The following is an 18,991-nucleotide window of genomic DNA, read 5'->3' as shown; positions in this document are numbered from 1 at the left end:
AGGGGAGAAGAAGGCAGCGTCACCGCCGCACCTCGCCGTGATGGCAGAGGGCTGGCAGGCCGACAGGCCGAAACCCCTTACTTCCCGGAGATCACCGCGATCGCCTGCTCCTGCGTGTATTCCTGGTTGGTCACGCCGCCGGCCGGGGTCTTCTCGAGGCCGGCCTCGAGGTTGTCCTGGTCGATGCGCAGCGTCGGGACGACGAGGTCCTTCGGTACGTCCTTCCCGGCGAGGATCTGCTCGGCGACCCAGAAGCCGAGGGTGGAAACGCCGGGCGCGATCGACTGCGAGAACGTCTCATAGCCGTTCTTGTCCTTCTGCTGCTTCCACCAGCGCAGTTCGTCCTCGCGGTTGCCCATGATGATCGTCGGCAGCGGCTTGCCGGCGGCCTCGAAGGCCTGTGCCGCGCCAAAGCCGTCGCCGCCCTGGGTGACGACGCCGATGATCTCCGGCAGGCTCGGCAAGACGCTCGCCACCGATTTCTGCGCGACGGTCTGCGTCCAGTCGCCCTGGACTTCGCGGACGATCTTGAAGTTCGGGTGGGCCTTCACGCCCTCGGCAAGGCCCGCATGGATCTGGTCGTCGACCGAGGTGCCGGCGAGACCGCGGATTTCGAGGAGGTTGCCGCCGTTCGGGTAGCGCTTGGCGAGATAGTCGATCTGGTCGACGCCCATCTTCTTGAAGTCGACGGCGACGCGCCAGGCGCAAGGCTCGGAGACCACGCCGTCGAAGGAGACGACGGTGATGCCGGCATCGCAGGCTTCCTTCACCGCGCCGTTGAGGGCGCTCGGCGAGGCGGCGTTGAGGACGATGGCGTTGTAGCCTTGCAGGATCAGGTTCTGCACCTGCGCGGCCTGCTCGGTCGGCGAGTTCTCGCCGGTGGTGAAGGCGTCGGCGGACTTGGCGGCGCCGGCGGCAACGGCGGCCTTGGTGCCGTCTTCCCAGCTCTTGATCATCGCCTGGCGCCAGGAATTGCCGGCATAGTTGTTGGACAGCGCGAAGGTCTTGTCCGAGCTCTGCGCCAGGGCGGCGGACGCGCCGGCGAGAACGGTGAACGCTGCCGCCGCCAGCAGCGACGACGTCAATTTGGTGGTCATGCAGAAATCCTCCCCAGGATGTCGGGCTCTTTGGCCCACCCGCTGCCACCGATGGATGGGCGGGGTATCGACGTCGCGTCGCGTGCCGGCCTCTCCTCCGCACGCGCCGTCTGCGCCGGCGTTTTGGGGCACCCTCCCGAGAGAGGGGCAACGCCAAACGACCAACGCCGCAAAAGAATATTTTATATTTTTCGGAGGGTCAACCGGATGTGCGCCGGCGGCGGACCGCTGTCAGCGGCGTCTCGACGCAGGTGAATGGCGGTGGCTGGCGCCCTCCCCGCGCCCATTGCGGAGCGCCGAAAGCAGGCGATTCTGCCAATGCTAGTGCCTAGTGCGGATCCACCGCCCGCGCCGCAGGCTTGCCGAGCTGGCGCTCGCGAAACACGATGAACAGCCCGGAGGCGACGATGATGGCGGCGCCGACGAGCATGGTCGGGCGGGGCACCTCGCCGAAGAAGACGAAGCCGAACACCAGCGCCCAGAACAGCAGCGTGTACTGCAGCGGCGCCACCAGCGAGGCGTCGGCGAGCTTCAGCGAGCGGTTCATCGCGACATGGGCGAGCATGGCGACGACGCCGAGGAGGCTGAGCAGGCCGAAATCGAGCGGGGTCGGCGTCACCCAGGCGAAGGGGACGGTGGCAAGACCGGCGAGGAACGAGGCGCCGAAGTGCCAGGTGACGAGCACCGTATCCGGCGTGCCGCGCAGCTGCCGGCCGAGGATGATGGTGAGGCCGAAGACGAAGCTGCCGACGACTGAGATCAGCGCCGGAAGCGTCAGGCTCGCGGCCGAGGGCTCGAGCGCCACGATGACGCCGGCAAAGCCGACCGCGATCGCCGTCCAGCGCCGCCAACCGACTTTTTCGCCGAGCATCAGCGGCGACAGTGCGGCGACGTAGATCGGCGCGGCCAGCCAGTAGGTCATCACGTCGGCGAGCGGCAGCGAGGCGACGGCGGCATAGAAGCAGAAGGCCTCGAAGGTCGAGAGCACGACGCGCAGCAGCTGCAGCCGCGGCCGGTCGACGGCGAGGATCCGGCGCGGCCCGATCCGCCAGATCATCGGCGCGAGCACGACGAGCGCGGCGACGCTGCGCAGCAGCATCACCTGCCCGACGGTGTAGGTGGCAACCAGCCACTTGCCCATGGTGTCGTTGAGCGAGAAGGCGAGCATGGCGAGGAGCATCAGGAGGATGCCGAGGCCGGTGCGGGTGGCCGGCGCGACGGTCGGCGCCGGCTGAACCGGCGCGACGGGCACCGCCGGGTCGCCGGGAACGCCGAGGACGCCGGGCGCGCTCACAGTGCCGGTGGCGCTGAGAGGGCCGGCAGCACTGGATGTGCCGAGGGCCGGCGCGAGAGGGCTGGGCGTTTCGAGCGGAGAGCTGGACATTGCGGGCGTCGCCATCGGAGAGATGAAGCAGCGATGCGACATGCGCGGGCGCAATGCAACGTTAGTGTTTTGTCTAGATGCTTCATCTGCCGTGCCTCTGCGGCACGGGTCCGTCACGTGCAGATTTCGCTTGCCTCGCTTTGCCTCGTCTACGCCGCCTTCATGGCCAAGCATTTTCTCTGCGACTACCTGCTGCAGACGGCCTGGATGGTGCGGGGCAAGGGCGCCGTCTCCGGCTGGCGGGCGCCGCTCGCCGCCCATGCCGCCCTGCACGCCGCGGGAACGCTCGCGATCGCGCTGGCCACCGTTCCAGCGCTTGCCTGGCTGGCGCTGGTGGACCTTGCCGTGCACGCCGCCATCGACCGGATCAAGGCGCTCTCGACACGCGGCTTCGCCTTCGACAGGCCGCAGTTCTGGTGGGCTTTCGGGCTCGACCAGAGCGCGCACCAGGCGACGCATTTCGCCTTCGTTATCGCGCTGGTAACCCGGCTTTAAGCCAGATGCCGCAGATGTCGTTTCGGTGTCCGCCTGGATTTTCTCTACACGACGCCGTGAGCGCATGTCCTGCGAAGACTATCCCGGGTCCTTCGCAGTCTCTTGCCCTTCGCAGAAGCATCGCAATGGGTTAGGGAACCCGCAGGATGCAAACCGACAGCTGCGGCCAGGCCGCGGCCGATCAAACCAGACCGAGGCGGGCCCGGCTCCGCGGCGTCAGAACGAGGAACAATTCATGAAGATCATCGGACAGGCCGCCCGCGCTCTGGCGCTCGCCGGCATTGCCCTCGTCGGCATCGCGTCCGCACCGGCGCTCGCCGCCACCTGCGGCAACAATGCGAACGGCTTTCCCGCCTGGCTCGAAGAGTTCAAGGGCGAGGCGCGCCAGGCCGGCATTTCCGAGGGCACCATCCAGTCGGCGCTCGGCAATGTCAGCTACGACAAGAAGGTCATCGGCCTCGACCGCAACCAGAAGAGCTTCAAGCTCTCGCTCGACGAGTTCATGGCCCGCCGCGCGCCGGCCTCCTTCGTCAACAAGGGCAAGAAGATCATCCGCGACAATGCCGGCATGCTCAACTCCATCGAGAAGCGCTACGGCGTGCAGAAGGAAGTGCTGGTCGCGATCTGGGGCATGGAAACCGGCTTCGGCGCCAATTCCGGCAACATGAACGTCTTCCGCTCGCTAGCGACGCTCTCCTACGACTGCCGCCGCTCGGACTTCTTCACCGAGGAACTGCTGGCAGCGCTCGGCATCGTTGAGCGCGGCGACATGCAGGCGAGCCAGATGGTCGGCGCCTGGGCCGGCGAGATCGGCCAGACCCAGTTCCTCGCCAAGAACTACCTGCGCTACGCCGTCGACGGCGACGGCAACGGCCATTCCGACCTCATCCGCTCGAAGGCCGACGTCCTCGCCTCGACCGCTAACTTCCTGAAGGGTCACGGCTGGCAGGCCGGCGCCGGCTACAATCCCGGCGAGCCGAACAACGCCGTCTTCGCCGACTGGAACCGCGCCGGCGTCTACCAGAAGGCCCTCGCGCTGTTTGCCGACAAGCTGGCGAACTGAGACTGCAGTTTCTGGCGCGGCGTTTGCGCCTGGCCAGATGAAGCGTGATGCCTGACGCCGTGCCGGAAACCCCGGCGCGGCGTTTTTGTTTACGCCCGCCCCTTCTGAAAATGCCGCTTCGATCTCTGCGGAATACCTCTGGCGGTCAGTGACAGCCGCAGCACTCGCAGGCTGAAACCTCAACGGTCGTCATCCTCGCGCACCGCGCGGGGACCCATGCCTCTCCCTTTCCAGATGTGCTCAGCAACGTGGACAACCTCCACCGCCCCAAGTTACGTCCACGCCCCGGCATGGGTCCCCGGCCTGCGGCCGAGGATGACGACCTTTTGGATCGGCACCATCCAAACAACGATACCGCGTTGGGCGCAGAACGACGACCGGCCTTTGCGCACAGAGCCGCCGCATCGGTTTAGCCAACGGAGCTGCAAGCTATCTTGAAGACGGCACAGCGCGCGAGATCGTCATCCTCGCGCACCGCGCAAGGACCCATGCCCTTCCCTATCCACGACTGCTCTGGGCACAGAATGGTTCGAGCCGCGCCGACCGAAGACGTTGTCTTCCCGCCCCGGCATGGATCCCCGCGCGGTGCGCGAGGATGACGAACTTCTGGAAGCTGCCGCCCTCCGATCCCGGCATGCCCGCGCTCCCTTCCCCCTACCCGTCGATCGCCCCCCGCGCCCGCAGCTCGGCGAGCAGCGGCAGCAGGGGCAGGCCGATGATGGTGAAGAGGTCGCCGTCGATCCGCTCCATCAGCTGAATCCCCTCCCCCTCGATCTGATAGGCGCCGACGCTGCCGAGGGCGCGGTCGCCGACATGGGCGAGATGGCGGCCGATGAAGCCGGGATCGACGGCGCGCATCGTCATCTCGGCGACACCGACATGCCGCCAGAGCACGACGCCGTCCTTGGCCAGCACCACCGCGCTGTTCAGGCGGTGCGTCTCACCCGACAGCGCCAGCAGCGTTCGCCGCGCCGCTTCCATGTCCGCCGGCTTGTGGAAGACGCGGTCGCCGAGCGACAGCGTCTGGTCGGCGCCGATCACCAACGCGCCAGGGTTCCGGCCGGACACGTCCACTGCCTTCGCCTCGGCCAGCACGAGGGCGACATCCTCAGGACCCGCGCCGCTTGCGGCGAGCGGCGCCTCCAGCGCCCGCTCGTCCAGCGTCGAAGCCTCGACGGCAAAGGCGATGCCGGCGTTTTCCAGCATGAGGCGGCGGTGCGGACTGCCGGAGGCGAGAATGATCGGCATGGCGGTTTCCTTAAAGTTTTATTCAGATTCTTCGGGTCAAATGCGGATGTCGGAAAGGGCCGGTTTTCATCCCGCGACTCGATTCGCCGGAGAAGCGCAAGAGGTGCGCCTCTTTGCCCCCGCGATTCTCGGCCCCCTGTTGATGACGGTGGGTTTATCCCGGGCGCTTTCGGCGCGCGCCGGCAGGGCGTGAACAAGTCCGGTTTCATCCACAATTCCATGCATGGGTACGGCTGTGAAAGCACGCTTGTGAACTCCGGGGATAAATCGTCTGCCTTTCGCTCGTCCCCTCGCCGTCCACAGCCCGGCGCGAGCGGTTCGGCGCCGCAAGCCTCTCTTTCTGATCGACAAATCGGCACCAGTCCCGGAATTATCCCGGGCACGGCCTGACGGCTGACGGCAAGGCATGGACTTTGCCGACCTTGCGTCCATCTTCTCCGCTCTGTGGATTCCGGCTATCCACCGACTCATAGAACTAAAAGAGATTTCTCAATCGAAATTACTCTTAGAAAGAGGGACAAGATGGCTGATCGCCGACTGCTCCGCGTGCTGGACGGCGAGACCGGCCTGCCGCCCCCGATCTGGCTGATGCGTCAGGCCGGACGCTATCTGCCGGAGTACCGCGCCCTGCGTCAGCAGGCCGGTGGCTTCCTCGACCTCTGCTACAATCCGGACTTCGCCACCGAGGTGACGCTGCAGCCGATCCGACGCTTCGGCTTCGATGCGGCGATCCTGTTCTCCGACATTCTGGTCATTCCGGATGCCCTCGATCGAGGTCTCCACTTCGTCGCCGGCGAAGGTCCGAAACTGACGCCGATCCTGCCGCAGGAAATCCGCAACCTCGATCCGAGCCGCGCCGAAACGCATCTCGCTCCGGTGATCGCGACGGTGGCGCGGCTGCGCAAGGAACTGCCGGACGAGACGACGCTGATCGGCTTCTGCGGGGCGCCCTGGACGGTGGCGACCTACATGATCGCCGGGCACGGCACGCCGGATCAGGCGCCGGCGCGGATGTTCTCCTACCAGCACCCTGAGGCGATGAAGGAACTGATCTGGATGCTCGCCGACATGTCGGCGGAGTATCTGATCCGCCAGCTGCAGGCCGGCGCCGACTGCGTGCAGATCTTCGACTCCTGGGCGGGCGTGCTCGACGAGGCGCAGTTCGAGGCCTATTCGGTGGCGCCGACCAAGGCGATCGTCGACAAGGTCCGCGCCGCCATTCCCGGTGCCAAGATCATCGGCTTTGCGAAGGGCGCGGGGCCGCTCCTGAAGAACTACCGCGAGAAGACCGGCGTCAACGGCGTCGGGCTCGACTGGTCGGTGCCGCTGTCGTTCGGTGCCGAGCTGCAGCAGGCTGGCGCCGTGCAGGGCAATCTCGATCCGCTGCGGCTCGTCGCGGGCGGGACGGCGCTCGAGGAAGGCGTCGACCGGATCATGGCAACGCTCGGGCACGGGCCCCTCATCTTCAACCTCGGCCATGGCATCACGCCGGAGACGCCGATCGCCCACGTCGAGGCGTTGATCGCCCGCGTTCGAAACCGCTAGGATTGAGCATGGACTTCGATATCTGGATCAAGGCGCTGCACGTCATCGCCGTCATCGCCTGGATGGCGGGCATGCTCTATCTGCCGCGGCTCTTCGTCTACCACGCGGAAGCGGGACCGGGCACGCCGCAGTCGGAGACGTTCAAGGTGATGGAGCGCCGGCTCCTCAAGGCGATCATGACCCCGGCCATGCTGATCACCTGGGTCGCCGGCCTCTGGCTTGCCTACTCGACCTTCGCCTTCCAGGGCGGCTGGCTGCATGCCAAGATCGCGCTGGTGCTCGCAATGTCCGGCCTGCACGGCTACCTCTCGGCCGCGACGAAAAAGTTCGCCCGCGACGCCAATCTCAAGAGCGCCAGGCACTGGCGGGTGGTCAACGAGGTGCCGACGGTGCTCTTGGTGCTGATCGTCATCCTGGTGATCGTCAAGCCGTTCTGATTTGACCTGTTACCGAACACGAAAAAGCCGAGACAGCGGACGCTGCCTCGGCTTTTTTCATTCTGAGATCGCTCGTTTCCGGTGATCCATCGTCAGCAGCTCGCCGACGACTGGCCGACAATCAGTCGTAGACTTCGATCACGCTGCGGGTCTTCGGGTCGATCAGCACCTTCTGGTCGTTGACGACCGTATAGGCATAGCCATCGGCGTCGGGGATCACCTGGTACTCCACGGTGTCCGGCAGGGCCTGGCCGACGACCACGGGGCCTTCCAGCACGACGGAGGGGCGGCTCTGCTGCGTGACGTAGGTGCGCACCTGCGCCGGCACCTCGATGACGCGGCGCGCGGGCTGCTCTGTGACGATCGTCGTCGTCGCCGGCTGCTCGGTCACGATGGCGGCCGGAGGCTGCTGCACGACGATCGTCTGCTGCGCGAACGCGGCGGGGATGAGCGTGAAGCTGGCGAGCGTGGCGGCGATGAGGGTCTTGCGCATGAGGCACTCCGTTGCTGTTTCGTCTGTAGCAACGGAGAAGTGCGCAAAATGTTGCCGAAGCGTCAGGTGATGACCTGCCGGCCTCGGCCGGCGAACGGTAGATCACGCTCAGACGACCAAGTCCCGAAGTGGCAAAACTGAAGCGGGACGAGGTACGGCACGCCAAAGAAGCACCGCCGCTGAAAGCGGGGCGTCATCGTCTGATGAAATATCTCTGATGGTTGTCTAGCGGGACCATTCCGACGTCTTCGAGGTGTCTGCCCGCGTTGCGGGAACTTCGATCACGATCGGGAATGGATTGGTGCCCAGGAAAGGACTCGAACCTTCACACCTTGCGGCACACGGACCTGAACCGTGCGCGTCTACCAATTCCGCCACCTGGGCACTTGCCGGGAGCTTTAGAGTCTCGTTTGCGGGCTGTCAACGCGGATTTCGCTGTCGTCCCCGCTGTCGCAGTGTTGATGGCGTCGGCAAGGGTGCGACAGCCTTGGTGCTTCACCTTGCAACCGTTCCGCGGTATGACGCGCCAACCCCATTCGGCGCCGGACATCGGTGCCGGGACGCCGGCGAGGACGGAGAGCGGCATGACGATCGATACGGAAAAGACGGTCACGGTTTTCGGTGGCTCGGGCTTTCTCGGCCGCTATGTCGTGCGGGCCTTGGCCAAGCGCGGCCACCGCATCCGCGTCGCGTCGCGCCGGCCGGACCTCGCCTACCACCTGCAGACCGCGGGCAATATGGGCCAGGTCATGCCGATCCAGGCGAACCTGCGCTACCGCTGGTCGATCGACCGCGCGGTCGAGGGTGCCGACCACGTCGTCAACCTCGTCGGTGTGCTCGCCGAATCCGGCCGCCAGACCTTCGACGCGCTGCAGTCGTTCGGCGCCCGTGCGGTGGCGGAAGCCGCGCGCGGCGCCGGCGCCGGGCTGACGCAGATGTCGGCGATCGGCGCCGACCCGGCCGCGACCTCGGGCTATGCCCGCACCAAGGGCGAAGGCGAGCGCTCGGTGCTGGAGATCGTGCCGGGGGCGACGATCCTGCGCCCCTCCATCGTCTTCGGCGCCGAGGACCAGTTCTTCAACCGCTTCGCCGACATGGCGCGGCTCTCGCCCTTCCTGCCGCTGATCGGCGGCGGGCTGACGCGCTTCCAGCCGGTTTACGTCAACGATGTCGCCGAAGCTGTCGCGGCAACGGTCGACGGCACGATCGAGGGCGGCAAGGTCTACGAGCTCGGCGGTCCCGACATCCTCACCTTCAAGGCGATGATGGAGGCGATGCTGACCGTCGTGCAGCGCAAGCGCCGGCTGGTGAACATCCCCTTCGGCGCCGCCGGCCAGATGGCGCGGGTGATGCAGTACCTGCCCGGCGCGCCGCTGACGCCCGACCAGGTCGACCAGCTGAAGCATGACAACGTTGTCTCGGACGCCGCGATCGCCGAACACCGCACGCTCGCCGCCTTCGGCATCAAGCCGCAGCCGATCCAGTCGATCCTGCCCACCTACCTCATCCGCTTCCGCCCCCAGGGCCAGTTCACCACGCCCGAGCCGCAGGCGGGCGGGCTGAAGCGCGAGGAAGAAGCGGCGTAAGGGTTGGGTTTTTTTGTGCGGGGAAGGCCAAGGTCTACCGGACCCCACTTGTTTTGGCGGCTTGGAATGGATCCCAGCGAAACCGATGGTTTCGCAGAGATCAAGTCCGGGATGACGAACGCCGAGTAGACATTCCAGTTCTGAAACGCTTTTTCGATTGATCAGCAGGCGAAAGCTTTGCAGCTTCGTCATCCCGGACTTGATCCGGGATCCATTCCAAACCGTCACACACATACAGTCCGGTGGACATTCCCAGCAGCACCAGCGCCATTCGCACCCAACAAAAAAAGGCCGCTCCCGAGCCATCGGGGCGGCCTTTTGCATGACGGGCGGAGCGCCCTACCCCCAGACCATCAGCGCCACGATCCCGACACTGCCGAGCGCGATACGCCACCAGGCAAAGGGCGCAAAACCGTGCTTGGAGACGAAGTCGAGGAGGTACTTCACCACGAACAGCGCGGTGATGAAGGAGACGACGAAGCCGATGGCGATCAGCGAGATGTCGTCGGCCGACAGCACGTTGCGGTTCTTCCAGAGGTCGAGCGCGAAGGCGCCGGCCATGGTCGGCATGGCGAGGAAGAAGGAGAACTCCGCCGCCGAGCGCTTGTCGGTGCCCAGCAGCAGCGCGCCGGCGATCGTGGCGCCCGAGCGCGAGGTGCCGGGGATCATGGCGAGGCACTGGAAGAAGCCGATCTTCAGGCAGAGCCCCGGTGTGAACTGCATGATGTCGGTATAGCGCGGCTTCGGCGCGAGGCGGTCGATGAAGAGGAGCGCGATGCCGCCGACGAGAAGCGCGACGCAGATCGTCATCGGCGATTCGAACAGCACCGACTTGATGAAGTCGTGCGCGATCATGCCGATGACCGCCGCCGGCAGGAAGGCGAGGAGTACGCCGCCGATGAACCGACGGCTTTCGGCGCTCGTCGGCAAGGTTGTGACGAGTTGCCAGAGCTTGGCGAAGTAGACCGAGAGCACCGCCAGCACCGCGCCGAGCTGGATCAGCACCTCGAACGTGCCAGCCTTGGAATGGAAGCCGAGGAAATGACCGGCGAGGAGGATGTGCCCGGTCGAGGAGACTGGGATGAACTCGGTCAGTCCCTCGAGAAACCCGAGAAAGGTGGCGGTGGCGGCGGAGCCGATGTCCATGAAAGTTCCCCTGCAGTCCGGCTGCGCGTTCGGCGCGCGGCGCGGTCGTATATCCCCGACGCGGGCGGCCGTCTTCCTGCTATCGAAAAAGCCTTAACCATCTCTGCCTTCGGGCTGTGTCGGAAAAATGAAGCAGTATCTGGCGGACGCGCGGCACCGATCGACATTGGCCCGGATGGTTCGCAGGCCTTGCTGATTGGGATCGACCTGCTATGTCCGGCGTTGAGGGCGCGGTCCACACTGAGGATGTCGTCACGCCAGGCTTCGGTCAGAGGCACCGTAGCCGGCGGGGACGATCGGTGCCGACAGGGTCGCGCAAGGTCGATGGGTTTCGGAAAGGTAGTTTTCCTTTCCTTGACCTTTTAATGAGAGTTTCAGTTTTGGCCGTTCCGCAGCGCCGGCGGACCGGCCTCGAACCGGCGATCCTTCGCAGGCCCCGTTTCCCACGAAAGAACCCATCGCGCACCCATGCTGAGGCTCCATCATCATCCCATGTCGGCGGCGTCGCGCTTTGTCAGGCTCGTGCTCGGCGAATACGGCGAGCGGGCCGAATTCGTCGACGAACGCCCCTGGGAGCGCCGCCGCGAGTTTCTGGCGCTGAACCCGGCCGGCACGCTGCCGATCCTCTCCGAGGACTCCGGCGCGCCGATCGTCGGCGGCATGGTGATCGCCGAATATCTCGACGAGACCCGCGGCGCCTTCCAGCGCGAGAAGCGGCTTCTGGCCGAGAAGGCGCTGGAGCGCGCGGAAATCCGCCGGCTGACCGAGTGGTTCCTGATCAAGCTCGACGGCGAGGTGACGCGCTATCTCGTGCGCGAGCGCGTGTTCAAGCTGGAGATGCGCCCCGAGGAGGGCGGCGGCTCGCCCGACGCTTCCGCGATCCGCGCCGCCCGCGCCAACCTCAAGCACCACATGCGCTATGTCGGCTGGCTGGCGGAGAGCCGCAACTGGCTGTCCGGCCCGAAACTTTCCTACGCCGATCTCGCCGCGGCCGCCTCCTTCTCGATCCTCGATTATCTCGGCGAGATCGCTTGGGAGAAGGAGCCGCTGGCCAAGGAATGGTACATGCGCGTCAAGTCGCGCCCCTCCTTCCGCCCCCTCCTCACCGAGCGCATCCGCGGCATCCCGCCGGTGGCGCACTATGCCGAGCTGGACTTCTGACGACAGGGACGCGGCGCCGCCTCACCGAATGAGGTGGACGTCGACGCCGATCAAAGGGCCGACGTCCCGCCAGACCCGGTCGGCGGTTAAAACGGGGTATCCGGCGATTTTTGCAGTGGCGAGGCAGCACCTGTCGCCCAGCGAGAGGCCGAACTGACGGGTAGCACTCGTCAATCGGCCTGCCTCCAGTGCCATCGCGGCGTCGAGCGGAAGCATGCGGACCATCAGCCGATCCCGCAGCCGGCGAACGGCATCCTCGTCAGCGCCCTCTCTGACGTATCGGGTGACCACTTCAGCGAAATTGACCGTGCTCATGGTGGCGTCGGACAGCAGTGCTTCCCGAACGCGATCGGCGCCCGCTTCCTTGCGAAAATAGGCGAGGACCGCGGACGCATCGAGGAGCACCGTCTACTCCCGAGCTTCATCCCGTCGTCGATCCGCGAGGAAGAGATCGACGCTGTCACCGGCCAGGATTTTCGAGGCTTCTTCCTGCAGGTCGTCCAGAACGCTCGCGAGGGGGCGGATGCGCAGTTCGCCTTCCTCTACCCAGGCACTCACCTGTCCGCCATGCTCTAGACCCATCGAGATCCGCACGTTCTCCGGCAGGTCGAGATGACCGGTCTCACTAACTTTGAGGACGAAGTTCATAGGGGGTTCTCCCGCTCGAGCGGGAATTCTGCGCCCAATGAGGAGGTTTTCGCAAGAGCGCAACCGTACTGGACGGGCGCGTCCCCGTCACGCTACCGCCCTTCGCCCGAGATCGGCTATATCCCTGACATGACCACCCCCGCCGCCCTCCGCGCCTTCCTCGACGCCGATGCCCGCCGCCTCGGCTTCGATGCGGTCGGCGTCGCGCCGGGCGAAGGCGATGTCGCGGCGGGCGGGCGGCTGGAAGAGTTCGTCGCGGATGGGCGGCACGGCACGATGGGCTGGATGCCGGAGACGCTGGAGCGCCGCCGCTCGGCCCGGGCGCTCTGGCCGGACGTGCGCTCCATCGTCGTCCTCGGCATGAACTACGGCCCGGACGAGGACCCGCTGGCGATCCTCGGGCGGCCGGACCGCGGGGCGATCTCGGTCTATGCCCGCAACCGCGATTATCACGACGTGATCAAGGGGCGGTTGAAGGAACTTGGCTCCCGGCTGATCGCCAAAGCCGGCGGCGGCGAGATGAAGGTCTTTGTCGACACCGCGCCGGTCATGGAGAAGCCGCTGGGCCAGATGGCGGGGCTCGGCTGGCAAGGCAAGCACACCAACCTCGTCTCGCGCGAGCTCGGCTCCTGGCTCTTCCTCGGCTCGATCTTCACGACGCTGGACCTTGCCCCAGACGCGCCCGGCCGCGACCTCTGCGGCTCCTGCACCGCCTGCCAGACCGCTTGCCCCACCTCAGCCTTCCCCACGCCCTACCGGCTGGATGCGCGCCGCTGCATCTCCTACCTCACCATCGAGACCAAGGCCCTTGTCCCGGCCGAGTTCCGGCGGGCGATGGGCAACCGCATCTATGGCTGCGACGACTGCCTTGCCGTCTGCCCCTGGAACAAGTTCGCGGAAGACGCGCGCGAGGCCAAGCTCGTCGCCCGCGAGGATCTGAAGGCGCCGCGTCTCGCCGATCTCCTGGCGCTCGACGACGCGGCCTTCCGCGCGCTGTTCTCCGGCTCGCCGGTGAAGCGCGTGGGGCGCGACAAATTCCTGTCGAACTGCCTGATCGCCGCCGGCAATTCGGGCGATGCTGGGTTTTTGCCGCAAGTTCAGGCTCTGCTGTTCGACGCCGCGCCCCTGGTGCGGGCGATGGCGGTCTGGGCACTCGGGCAGCTCGATCCGCCGGGGGTCTTGGCAGGCCGGGCCGCCGCCCTGCATAGGGAGGAGGATGAGACGGTGAGGAGCGAGTGGCATGCGTTGGACGGGATGGACTGAGCGGGGCGCGCTGACCAGAGGCAAAGCAGGGAGCGCGTCATGAACCCCAGCGACCGGTTGTTCGTCTTCGGCTGCGGCTATTCTGCCAGCGCCTTCGTCGCCCCGCTCGATCCCGCCCTTCTGGCGGGCGTGACGACGCGCTCGGCTGACAAGGCCGCCGTCATGGCGGAAAAGGGCTGGAAGCCGCTCCTCTTTGGCGGCACGGCGTCCGGGGCGGACGAGATCGAGACCGCGCTCGGAGAGACGACGCATCTCCTCGTTTCGATCGCCCCCGGCGAGGCCGGTGACCCCGTGCTGTCAGCCTACCGCGACACCGTGCTCTCGCGGATGCCGAAGCTTGCCTGGATCGGTTATCTCTCGACCGTTGGCGTCTATGGCGACCATAGCGGCGCCCGGGTAGACGAGACGACGCCGGTGAAGCCGGTCTCGCAGCGCTCGCTCGAGCGCGTCGAGGCCGAAAATGGCTGGGCCGACCTTGCCGCCCAGCGCAGCGTGCCGCTGGCCGTTTTGCGTCTGTCAGGCATTTACGGCCCCGGCCGCAACGCCTTCGTCAACCTTGCCGAGGGCAAAGCGCGTCGGCTGGTGAAGCCGGGCCAGGTGTTCAACCGCATCCATGTCGACGATATCGCGGGCGCGCTGGCACTCCTGGCGGGTCAGCGGATCGGCGGCATCTTCAATGTCACCGACGATGAGCCGGCCCCCCCGCAGGACGTCGTCGAGCATGCCGCTTGGCTCGTCGGTCTCCCTGTTCCGCCGGCCGTCGACTTCGACACCGCGACGCTGTCGCCGATGGCGCGGAGCTTCTACGGCGAGAACAAGCGCGTCTCCAACGCCTTGATGAAGCGCACGGGGTACACGTTTCGCTATCCGACCTACAGGGAAGCACTGTCAGCGCTCACAGGCGATTACGCCGCGCATGCCTCACAAAAACCGCGCTAGGATAACGCGCTGAAATGCTTCGTGATGGAACGGTCCTTTTTCTCGCCCGATCAGCCCCGCACTGAGTCCCCGTCAAACACGGGGGCCACGAGGCAAGGCTCGGTCACCCGTGGGAAATCAACGGGATAAGGACCGGAGTTCTTGAAGACGACGACTGTTTTGGCTGCCACCGCCCTCGTGGCCACCCTGTTCACCGCCAGTTTCGCCGTCACGGCCGATGCCCGGCCGATCAAGCCCCTGGTCCGCACTTCCTGCGGTGGTGCCTCTTGGTATGCTCTGCGCTCGCGCACCGCCTCCGGCGAGATGATGAACCCCTCGGCCATGACCGCCGCGCACAAGACGCTGCCGCTCGGCTCGAGGGTCAAGGTGACCAACCTCAACAATGGCAAGGCCGTCGTCGTCCGCATCAACGACCGCGGGCCCTTCATCAAGGGCCGTCTCATCGACCTCTCCAAGGGTGCCGCCCAGCGCCTCGGCTTCATCGGCGCCGGCCACACCCGCGTCCAGATCGAGCCCGAAGGCGGCGGTTCGAAGAGCTGCGCCTGAGCCGGTTGCCGCCTCACTGCCGTCTGCCTGCTTGACGTTTAGCGCCTGGGACAACAGCATCTGCCGGTGCCGTGTAGCGAGACCCGATGCGTGTCCTGTCGAAGAAGGCCTTGAAGCAGTTCTGGAGCGCGCATCATCGGGCTCACGCACCCCTGCAGGCCTGGTATGACATCGTCTGTTCAGCGGATTGGAAATCACCATCTGATGTCAAAAATCAGTTCGGCTCCAATATCGACTTCGTCGCAGACAACCGGGTGATCTTCGATCTGGGCGGCAACAAGTATCGCTTGGTCGCGCATATCGGTTATCGGCATGGCATTGTTTACATCAAGTTTGTCGGGACGCATGCCGAATACGACGACATTGATCCGGAGGTGGTGTGATGCGGCAGATCGATTCCGAGGAAGCCTACGCGAATGCCCTCGCCGAGATCGAACGCATGCTTCGCGACGAGCCGATCCCCGGAACGGCCGAAGGAAAGGCGTTCAAAGCCCTTTGCGATGCGGTGGAGGCGTATGAAGCGATCTATTGGCCTATCGAACCCACACCCGCTTTGAAGTTTGGAATGTAGGGTTCCTTACACCCTTAACCCTCACTCGTCCTCGACGAACACCTCCTGCCGCTTGCGCCGAATCTGCGGCAGCACGGCGATGATTACGGCGGCGAGCGCCAGCGCGAGCAGCGCCGCCGAGATAGGGCGTTCAAGGAAGATCATCGGGTCGCCGCGGTAGCGGATCATCGCGCGGCGGAAATGATCCTCCAGGAGCGGGCCGAGCACAAAGCCGAGCAGCAGCGGCGCCGGTTCGCAGCCGAGCTTCATCAGGCCGTAGCCGAGCACGCCGAAGAACACGATGGCGTAGATATCGAAAGCATTCTGGTCGATCGAGTAGCTGCCGATGCAGGCAAACGCGATGATCGCGGGGAAGAGCACCTTGTAGGGGATCGTGAGGAGTTTCACCCAGAGCCCGATCAGCGGCAGGTTCAGCATCACCAGCATCAGATTGCCGACCCACATCGAGACGATGATGCCCCAGAACAGCGCCGGCTCGTCGGTGATGACGTTCGGCCCGGGGGTAATGCCTTGCGTGATGAAGGCGCCGATCATCAGCGCCATCACCGGATGGGCGGGAATGCCGAGCGTCAAGAGCGGGATGAACGAGGTCTGCGCCGCCGCATTGTTGGCCGATTCCGGCCCGGCGACGCCCTCGATCGCGCCGTTGCCGAACTCTTCCGGGTGCTTCGACACCCGCTTTTCCAAGGCATAGGACGCAAACGACGCGAGCACGTGGCCGCCGCCCGGTAGGATGCCGAGGATCGAGCCGAGCGCCGTGCCGCGCAGCACCGGGGCGATGATCCGCTTGAAGTCGTCCTTGGTCAGCCAGAGGTTCTTCACCGTCTTGACCATGACGTCGCGCGTCGTCTCGTTCTCGAGATTGCGCAGGATTTCCGCGACGCCGAAGATGCCGATCGCCACCGACACGAAGCTGATGCCGGAATAGAGCTCGCGGAAGCCGAAGGAATAGCGCGGCGTGCCGTCGAAGCCGTCCTGCCCGACGGTGCCGAGGAGGATGCCGAGCACGATCATGCCCATCGCCTTCAGCACGGAACCTTGCGCCAGCGCGATCGAGGCGAGGAGGCCGAGGATGATCAGCGAGAAATATTCGGGCGCCGAGAAGGAGAGGGCGACGGCGGCGAGCGGCGGGGCGGCCAGCACCAGGATGAAGGTCGCGACCGTGCCGGCGAAGAAGGAGCCGAGCGCGGCGGTGGCGAGCGCCGGCCCGGCGCGGCCCTTCTTGGCCATCTGGTAGCCGTCGATCGCCGTCACCGCCGAGGAGGATTCGCCCGGCAGGTTGATCAGGATCGCCGTGGTCGAGCCGCCATACTGGGCGCCGTAATAGATGCCGGCGAGCATGATCAGCGCGGTCACCGGGGCGAAGGCGAAGGTGATCGGAAGGAGCATGGCGATCGTCGCGGTCGGGCCGATGCCCGGCAGCACGCCGACGAGGGTGCCCAGCAGCACGCCGACGAAGCAGTAGAGGATGTTGGTCGGCTCGAGCGCGGTCTGGAAGCCGAGGGCGAGGTTGGCGACGAGATCCATCAGATACCGATCCAGGGTCCGAGCATCGGGACGGTGACGCCGAGGCCGCGCACGAAGATGACGTAGCAGATCACCGTCGTCGCCGCGGCGAGAATGAGGGCGGTGACGGGCGAGAGCGTGCGGCTGGCAAGGCCGCTGACGAGCACGGTGGTGAACAGCGAGGGCCCGAGGCCGAGGCCGCGCACGCAGGCGCCGAAGAAGATCAGCCCGCCGAGGATCAGCACCACGCCGCGCCAGGGGATGGTGCCGAGATCCTCCGCCTCGCCCCGGTGCAGGAAGCCCTTGACCATGACGGCGATGCCGAAGCCGCAGAGGATGAGGCCGAGCACGAAAGGAAAGAAGCCGGCGCCCATGCGCAGGCCCGTTCCCATGGGATAGCCGAGCGCGGTGACGGCGAAGGCTGCCCCGAAACAGAGGAAGATCAGGCCGGAAAGAAGGTCCTTGCGCGATTTCTGCAGTTCCACGGCGGGCCTTTCAGAGGGGGGCTTGCGGGTGCGGCCGGGTGGCGGGTGGTTGGGCGGCTCGGCATCAGACGGTGCGGCGGTTCGCCCCCCTCTGCCCTGCCGGGCATCTCCCCCTCGGGTGGGGAGATCGGCCAGTCGCCAACCTCAGCGCGCCTGATCTCCCCCCTTGAGGGGGAGATGCCGGCAGGCAGAGGGGGGTGGGTGCGCCGCCATTGTCGACACCCCCACCCCAGCATCAATCAGCGAACACGCCAGCCTTCTCGATGATCGGCTTCCACAGCGCGATCTGGTCGGCGAGGTAGGTCTTGTGCGCGGCGGGCGTCGCCTGGTCGAGCGCCACCGGGGCAGTGCCGAGCTCGGCGAAGCGCTCGATCACCGTCTTGTCGGCGAGCGCTGTCTGCAGCGCCTTGGACAGCTTCTCGACCACGGCGTCGGGCGTGCCGGCCGGGGCGTAGAGCCCGTGCCAGACGCCGACCTGGAAGTCCGGCAGGCCCGCCTCGATCGAGGTCGGCACGTCCGGCAGGTTGCCGAGCCGCGCCGGCGTCGTCACCGCGAAGGCCTTCACCTCGCCGCCCTTAATCTGGCCGGTGGTGTTGGTCGACTGGTCGCACATGAAGTCGACCTCGCCGGCGAGGATGTCGGTCATCGCCGGGCCCGTGCCCTTGTAGGGAACGGTGGTGACCGCCGTGCCGATGGCGTTCATGAACAGCATGCCGCAGAGGTGCGACGCCGCGCCGATGCCGGCATTGGCGTAGACGACGCTGTCCTTGTTGGCCTTCACGTACTCGACGAGCTCGGCGAGCGTGTTCGGCTCGAGATCCTTGCGGCCGATCATCGTCATCGGGACGTTGGTGACCAGGCCGATGGTGGCGAAGTCTTTAAGCGGGTCGAAGTCGAGGTTGCGGTAGAGCGTCGGCGCGGTCGACATGCCGATGTGGTGCATCAGGATGGTGTAGCCGTCGGGCGTCGCCTTCGCGACCTGGCCGGCGGCGAGCGTCCCGCCGGCGCCGGCGACGTTCTGCACCACGATCTGCTGGCCGAGCTCGCGGCCCATCGGCTCGGCGATGAGGCGCGTCACCGTGTCGGTAGGCCCGCCCGCGGCGAACGGCACGACGATGGTGATCGGTTGCGCCGGATAGTCCTGCGCGGCGGCTGTGCCGACGGCGAACGCCAGGGCGGCGGCGCCGATAAGGGATGCAAGCTTCATTGGACGTCCTCCCAGACCCATTCCTGCGCGAAGTGCCCCGGTGCAGCGCTGCGTCTGCTTGGCCGGGGTTTTGCTCGGGTCGACGCTAGTTTCGCCGTTTCCGTGGGTCAACATGCCGCAACCGGTTTTGGCGCTCTATGCGGCCAAAGACTCATGCCGTGGCGGTCGCAC

General features: G+C 66.2%; 22 protein-coding genes and 1 tRNA gene. 12 read left to right on the top strand and 11 right to left on the bottom strand.

Going from position 1 to position 18,991, the window contains the following annotated elements:
• Positions 1-77: 77 nt before the first annotated feature.
• Both ACZLZQ_RS23535 and ACZLZQ_RS23530 read right to left on the bottom strand, forming a co-directional pair.
• Positions 78-1,097: an ABC transporter substrate-binding protein gene (locus ACZLZQ_RS23535; RefSeq protein ID WP_472951667.1), complete on the bottom strand. Its 1,020-nt coding sequence runs from the start codon at positions 1,095-1,097 to the stop codon at positions 78-80.
• 328 nt (positions 1,098-1,425) lie between these two features.
• Positions 1,426-2,481, bottom strand: a complete 1,056-nt coding sequence (locus ACZLZQ_RS23530) for a DMT family transporter (protein ID WP_472951666.1) — start codon at positions 2,479-2,481, stop codon at positions 1,426-1,428.
• A 117-nt stretch (positions 2,482-2,598) separates the two neighbouring features.
• On the opposite strand from ACZLZQ_RS23530, the gene ACZLZQ_RS23525 reads away from it, so the two are divergent.
• Together ACZLZQ_RS23525 and ACZLZQ_RS23520 are read left to right on the top strand one after the other, a co-directional pair.
• Positions 2,599-2,976, top strand: a complete 378-nt coding sequence (locus tag ACZLZQ_RS23525; protein ID WP_472951664.1) for a DUF3307 domain-containing protein — start codon at positions 2,599-2,601, stop codon at positions 2,974-2,976.
• A gap of 235 nt (positions 2,977-3,211) precedes the next feature.
• On the top strand, positions 3,212-4,039 hold the full coding sequence (locus ACZLZQ_RS23520; RefSeq protein WP_472936411.1) for a lytic murein transglycosylase: 828 nt from the start codon (positions 3,212-3,214) through the stop codon (positions 4,037-4,039).
• 654 nt (positions 4,040-4,693) lie between these two features.
• On the opposite strand, the gene ACZLZQ_RS23515 is transcribed toward ACZLZQ_RS23520, so the two are convergent.
• The gene (locus tag ACZLZQ_RS23515; protein ID WP_472951662.1) at positions 4,694-5,287 is read right to left on the bottom strand and encodes a Maf-like protein; all 594 of its coding nucleotides are present in this window, start codon (positions 5,285-5,287) and stop codon (positions 4,694-4,696) included.
• Here ACZLZQ_RS23515 and ACZLZQ_RS23510 point away from each other — a divergent pair.
• The 3 genes from ACZLZQ_RS23510 to hemJ all read left to right on the top strand — a co-directional run bounded on the left by ACZLZQ_RS23510 (position 5,277) and on the right by hemJ (position 7,269).
• Entirely contained in the window at positions 5,277-5,480 is a 204-nt protein-coding gene (locus tag ACZLZQ_RS23510; protein WP_472951660.1) for a hypothetical protein, read from the top strand. The genes ACZLZQ_RS23515 and ACZLZQ_RS23510 overlap by 11 nt on opposite strands.
• 329 nt (positions 5,481-5,809) lie before the next feature.
• A complete protein-coding gene (gene hemE, locus ACZLZQ_RS23505; protein ID WP_472936409.1) occupies positions 5,810-6,832 on the top strand; it encodes a uroporphyrinogen decarboxylase in 1,023 nt (340 codons plus the stop codon).
• Between the two features lie 8 nt (positions 6,833-6,840).
• Complete coding sequence (hemJ, locus tag ACZLZQ_RS23500; protein ID WP_472951659.1) at positions 6,841-7,269, top strand: protoporphyrinogen oxidase HemJ; 429 nt, start codon at positions 6,841-6,843, stop codon at positions 7,267-7,269.
• 121 nt (positions 7,270-7,390) lie between these two features.
• Here the strand turns inward: hemJ and ACZLZQ_RS23495 are convergent, their stop codons facing one another.
• Together ACZLZQ_RS23495 and ACZLZQ_RS23490 are read right to left on the bottom strand one after the other, a co-directional pair.
• On the bottom strand, positions 7,391-7,762 hold the full coding sequence (locus tag ACZLZQ_RS23495) for a DUF1236 domain-containing protein (protein ID WP_472936407.1): 372 nt from the start codon (positions 7,760-7,762) through the stop codon (positions 7,391-7,393).
• Positions 7,763-8,061: 299 nt separating this feature from the next.
• A tRNA-Leu gene (locus ACZLZQ_RS23490) sits at positions 8,062-8,146 on the bottom strand.
• A 200-nt stretch (positions 8,147-8,346) separates the two neighbouring features.
• Here ACZLZQ_RS23490 and ACZLZQ_RS23485 point away from each other — a divergent pair.
• Complete coding sequence (locus ACZLZQ_RS23485) at positions 8,347-9,348, top strand: complex I NDUFA9 subunit family protein (protein ID WP_472936406.1); 1,002 nt, start codon at positions 8,347-8,349, stop codon at positions 9,346-9,348.
• Between the two features lie 339 nt (positions 9,349-9,687).
• Here ACZLZQ_RS23485 and ACZLZQ_RS23480 read toward each other — a convergent pair whose 3' ends face one another.
• Positions 9,688-10,494, bottom strand: a complete 807-nt coding sequence (locus tag ACZLZQ_RS23480; RefSeq protein WP_472936405.1) for an undecaprenyl-diphosphate phosphatase — start codon at positions 10,492-10,494, stop codon at positions 9,688-9,690.
• A gap of 468 nt (positions 10,495-10,962) precedes the next feature.
• Between ACZLZQ_RS23480 and ACZLZQ_RS23475 the strand changes: the two genes are divergently transcribed.
• A complete protein-coding gene (locus tag ACZLZQ_RS23475; RefSeq protein WP_472936404.1) occupies positions 10,963-11,655 on the top strand; it encodes a glutathione S-transferase family protein in 693 nt (230 codons plus the stop codon).
• Positions 11,656-11,676: 21 nt separating this feature from the next.
• Here ACZLZQ_RS23475 and ACZLZQ_RS23470 read toward each other — a convergent pair whose 3' ends face one another.
• Complete coding sequence (locus ACZLZQ_RS23470) at positions 11,677-12,060, bottom strand: type II toxin-antitoxin system VapC family toxin (protein ID WP_472951658.1); 384 nt, start codon at positions 12,058-12,060, stop codon at positions 11,677-11,679.
• 3 nt (positions 12,061-12,063) lie between these two features.
• Positions 12,064-12,303, bottom strand: a complete 240-nt coding sequence (locus tag ACZLZQ_RS23465; protein WP_472951656.1) for a hypothetical protein — start codon at positions 12,301-12,303, stop codon at positions 12,064-12,066.
• 129 nt (positions 12,304-12,432) lie between these two features.
• On the opposite strand from ACZLZQ_RS23465, the gene queG reads away from it, so the two are divergent.
• The 5 genes from queG to ACZLZQ_RS23440 all read left to right on the top strand — a co-directional run bounded on the left by queG (position 12,433) and on the right by ACZLZQ_RS23440 (position 15,622).
• A complete protein-coding gene (queG, locus tag ACZLZQ_RS23460; RefSeq protein WP_472951654.1) occupies positions 12,433-13,566 on the top strand; it encodes a tRNA epoxyqueuosine(34) reductase QueG in 1,134 nt (377 codons plus the stop codon).
• 39 nt (positions 13,567-13,605) lie between these two features.
• The gene (locus ACZLZQ_RS23455) at positions 13,606-14,505 is read left to right on the top strand and encodes an SDR family oxidoreductase (RefSeq protein ID WP_472951651.1); all 900 of its coding nucleotides are present in this window, start codon (positions 13,606-13,608) and stop codon (positions 14,503-14,505) included.
• Positions 14,506-14,646: 141 nt separating this feature from the next.
• Positions 14,647-15,051, top strand: a complete 405-nt coding sequence (locus ACZLZQ_RS23450) for a septal ring lytic transglycosylase RlpA family protein (protein ID WP_472936399.1) — start codon at positions 14,647-14,649, stop codon at positions 15,049-15,051.
• Positions 15,052-15,137: 86 nt separating this feature from the next.
• The gene (locus tag ACZLZQ_RS23445) at positions 15,138-15,434 is read left to right on the top strand and encodes a type II toxin-antitoxin system HigB family toxin (RefSeq protein ID WP_472951649.1); all 297 of its coding nucleotides are present in this window, start codon (positions 15,138-15,140) and stop codon (positions 15,432-15,434) included.
• Positions 15,434-15,622, top strand: coding sequence for a transcriptional regulator (locus ACZLZQ_RS23440; RefSeq protein ID WP_472951646.1), 189 nt, complete (start codon positions 15,434-15,436; stop codon positions 15,620-15,622). Before ACZLZQ_RS23445 ends, ACZLZQ_RS23440 begins: the two co-directional genes overlap by 1 nt.
• 21 nt (positions 15,623-15,643) lie before the next feature.
• Here ACZLZQ_RS23440 and ACZLZQ_RS23435 read toward each other — a convergent pair whose 3' ends face one another.
• The 3 genes from ACZLZQ_RS23435 to ACZLZQ_RS23425 form a co-directional block, all read right to left on the bottom strand.
• Positions 15,644-17,149, bottom strand: coding sequence for a tripartite tricarboxylate transporter permease (locus tag ACZLZQ_RS23435; protein WP_472951645.1), 1,506 nt, complete (start codon positions 17,147-17,149; stop codon positions 15,644-15,646).
• Positions 17,149-17,613: a tripartite tricarboxylate transporter TctB family protein gene (locus ACZLZQ_RS23430; RefSeq protein ID WP_472951644.1), complete on the bottom strand. Its 465-nt coding sequence runs from the start codon at positions 17,611-17,613 to the stop codon at positions 17,149-17,151. Before ACZLZQ_RS23430 ends, ACZLZQ_RS23435 begins: the two co-directional genes overlap by 1 nt.
• Before the next feature lie 235 nt (positions 17,614-17,848).
• Positions 17,849-18,820, bottom strand: coding sequence for a tripartite tricarboxylate transporter substrate-binding protein (locus ACZLZQ_RS23425; RefSeq protein ID WP_472951641.1), 972 nt, complete (start codon positions 18,818-18,820; stop codon positions 17,849-17,851).
• Between the last annotated feature and the right edge of the window lie 171 nt (positions 18,821-18,991).

This window comes from Mesocryomonas lacus, from assembly GCF_055730105.2.
Note: the sequence above shows the minus strand (reverse complement) of the source record. Positions and strands in the feature narration are given on the sequence as shown.

Coding starts and splice junctions, on each gene's coding strand:
- ACZLZQ_RS23535 (WP_472951667.1), bottom strand. CDS start 1,097: ATGACCACCAAATTGACGTCGTCGCTGCTGGCGGCGGCAGCGTTCACC.
- ACZLZQ_RS23530 (WP_472951666.1), bottom strand. CDS start 2,481: ATGTCCAGCTCTCCGCTCGAAACGCCCAGCCCTCTCGCGCCGGCCCTC.
- ACZLZQ_RS23520 (WP_472936411.1), top strand. CDS start 3,212: ATGAAGATCATCGGACAGGCCGCCCGCGCTCTGGCGCTCGCCGGCATT.
- ACZLZQ_RS23510 (WP_472951660.1), top strand. CDS start 5,277: ATGATCGGCATGGCGGTTTCCTTAAAGTTTTATTCAGATTCTTCGGGT.
- ACZLZQ_RS23515 (WP_472951662.1), bottom strand. CDS start 5,287: ATGCCGATCATTCTCGCCTCCGGCAGTCCGCACCGCCGCCTCATGCTG.
- hemE (WP_472936409.1), top strand. CDS start 5,810: ATGGCTGATCGCCGACTGCTCCGCGTGCTGGACGGCGAGACCGGCCTG.
- hemJ (WP_472951659.1), top strand. CDS start 6,841: ATGGACTTCGATATCTGGATCAAGGCGCTGCACGTCATCGCCGTCATC.
- ACZLZQ_RS23495 (WP_472936407.1), bottom strand. CDS start 7,762: ATGCGCAAGACCCTCATCGCCGCCACGCTCGCCAGCTTCACGCTCATC.
- ACZLZQ_RS23485 (WP_472936406.1), top strand. CDS start 8,347: ATGACGATCGATACGGAAAAGACGGTCACGGTTTTCGGTGGCTCGGGC.
- ACZLZQ_RS23480 (WP_472936405.1), bottom strand. CDS start 10,494: ATGGACATCGGCTCCGCCGCCACCGCCACCTTTCTCGGGTTTCTCGAG.
- ACZLZQ_RS23475 (WP_472936404.1), top strand. CDS start 10,963: ATGCTGAGGCTCCATCATCATCCCATGTCGGCGGCGTCGCGCTTTGTC.
- ACZLZQ_RS23465 (WP_472951656.1), bottom strand. CDS start 12,303: ATGAACTTCGTCCTCAAAGTTAGTGAGACCGGTCATCTCGACCTGCCG.
- queG (WP_472951654.1), top strand. CDS start 12,433: ATGACCACCCCCGCCGCCCTCCGCGCCTTCCTCGACGCCGATGCCCGC.
- ACZLZQ_RS23455 (WP_472951651.1), top strand. CDS start 13,606: ATGAACCCCAGCGACCGGTTGTTCGTCTTCGGCTGCGGCTATTCTGCC.
- ACZLZQ_RS23445 (WP_472951649.1), top strand. CDS start 15,138: ATGCGTGTCCTGTCGAAGAAGGCCTTGAAGCAGTTCTGGAGCGCGCAT.
- ACZLZQ_RS23440 (WP_472951646.1), top strand. CDS start 15,434: ATGCGGCAGATCGATTCCGAGGAAGCCTACGCGAATGCCCTCGCCGAG.
- ACZLZQ_RS23435 (WP_472951645.1), bottom strand. CDS start 17,149: ATGGATCTCGTCGCCAACCTCGCCCTCGGCTTCCAGACCGCGCTCGAG.
- ACZLZQ_RS23425 (WP_472951641.1), bottom strand. CDS start 18,820: ATGAAGCTTGCATCCCTTATCGGCGCCGCCGCCCTGGCGTTCGCCGTC.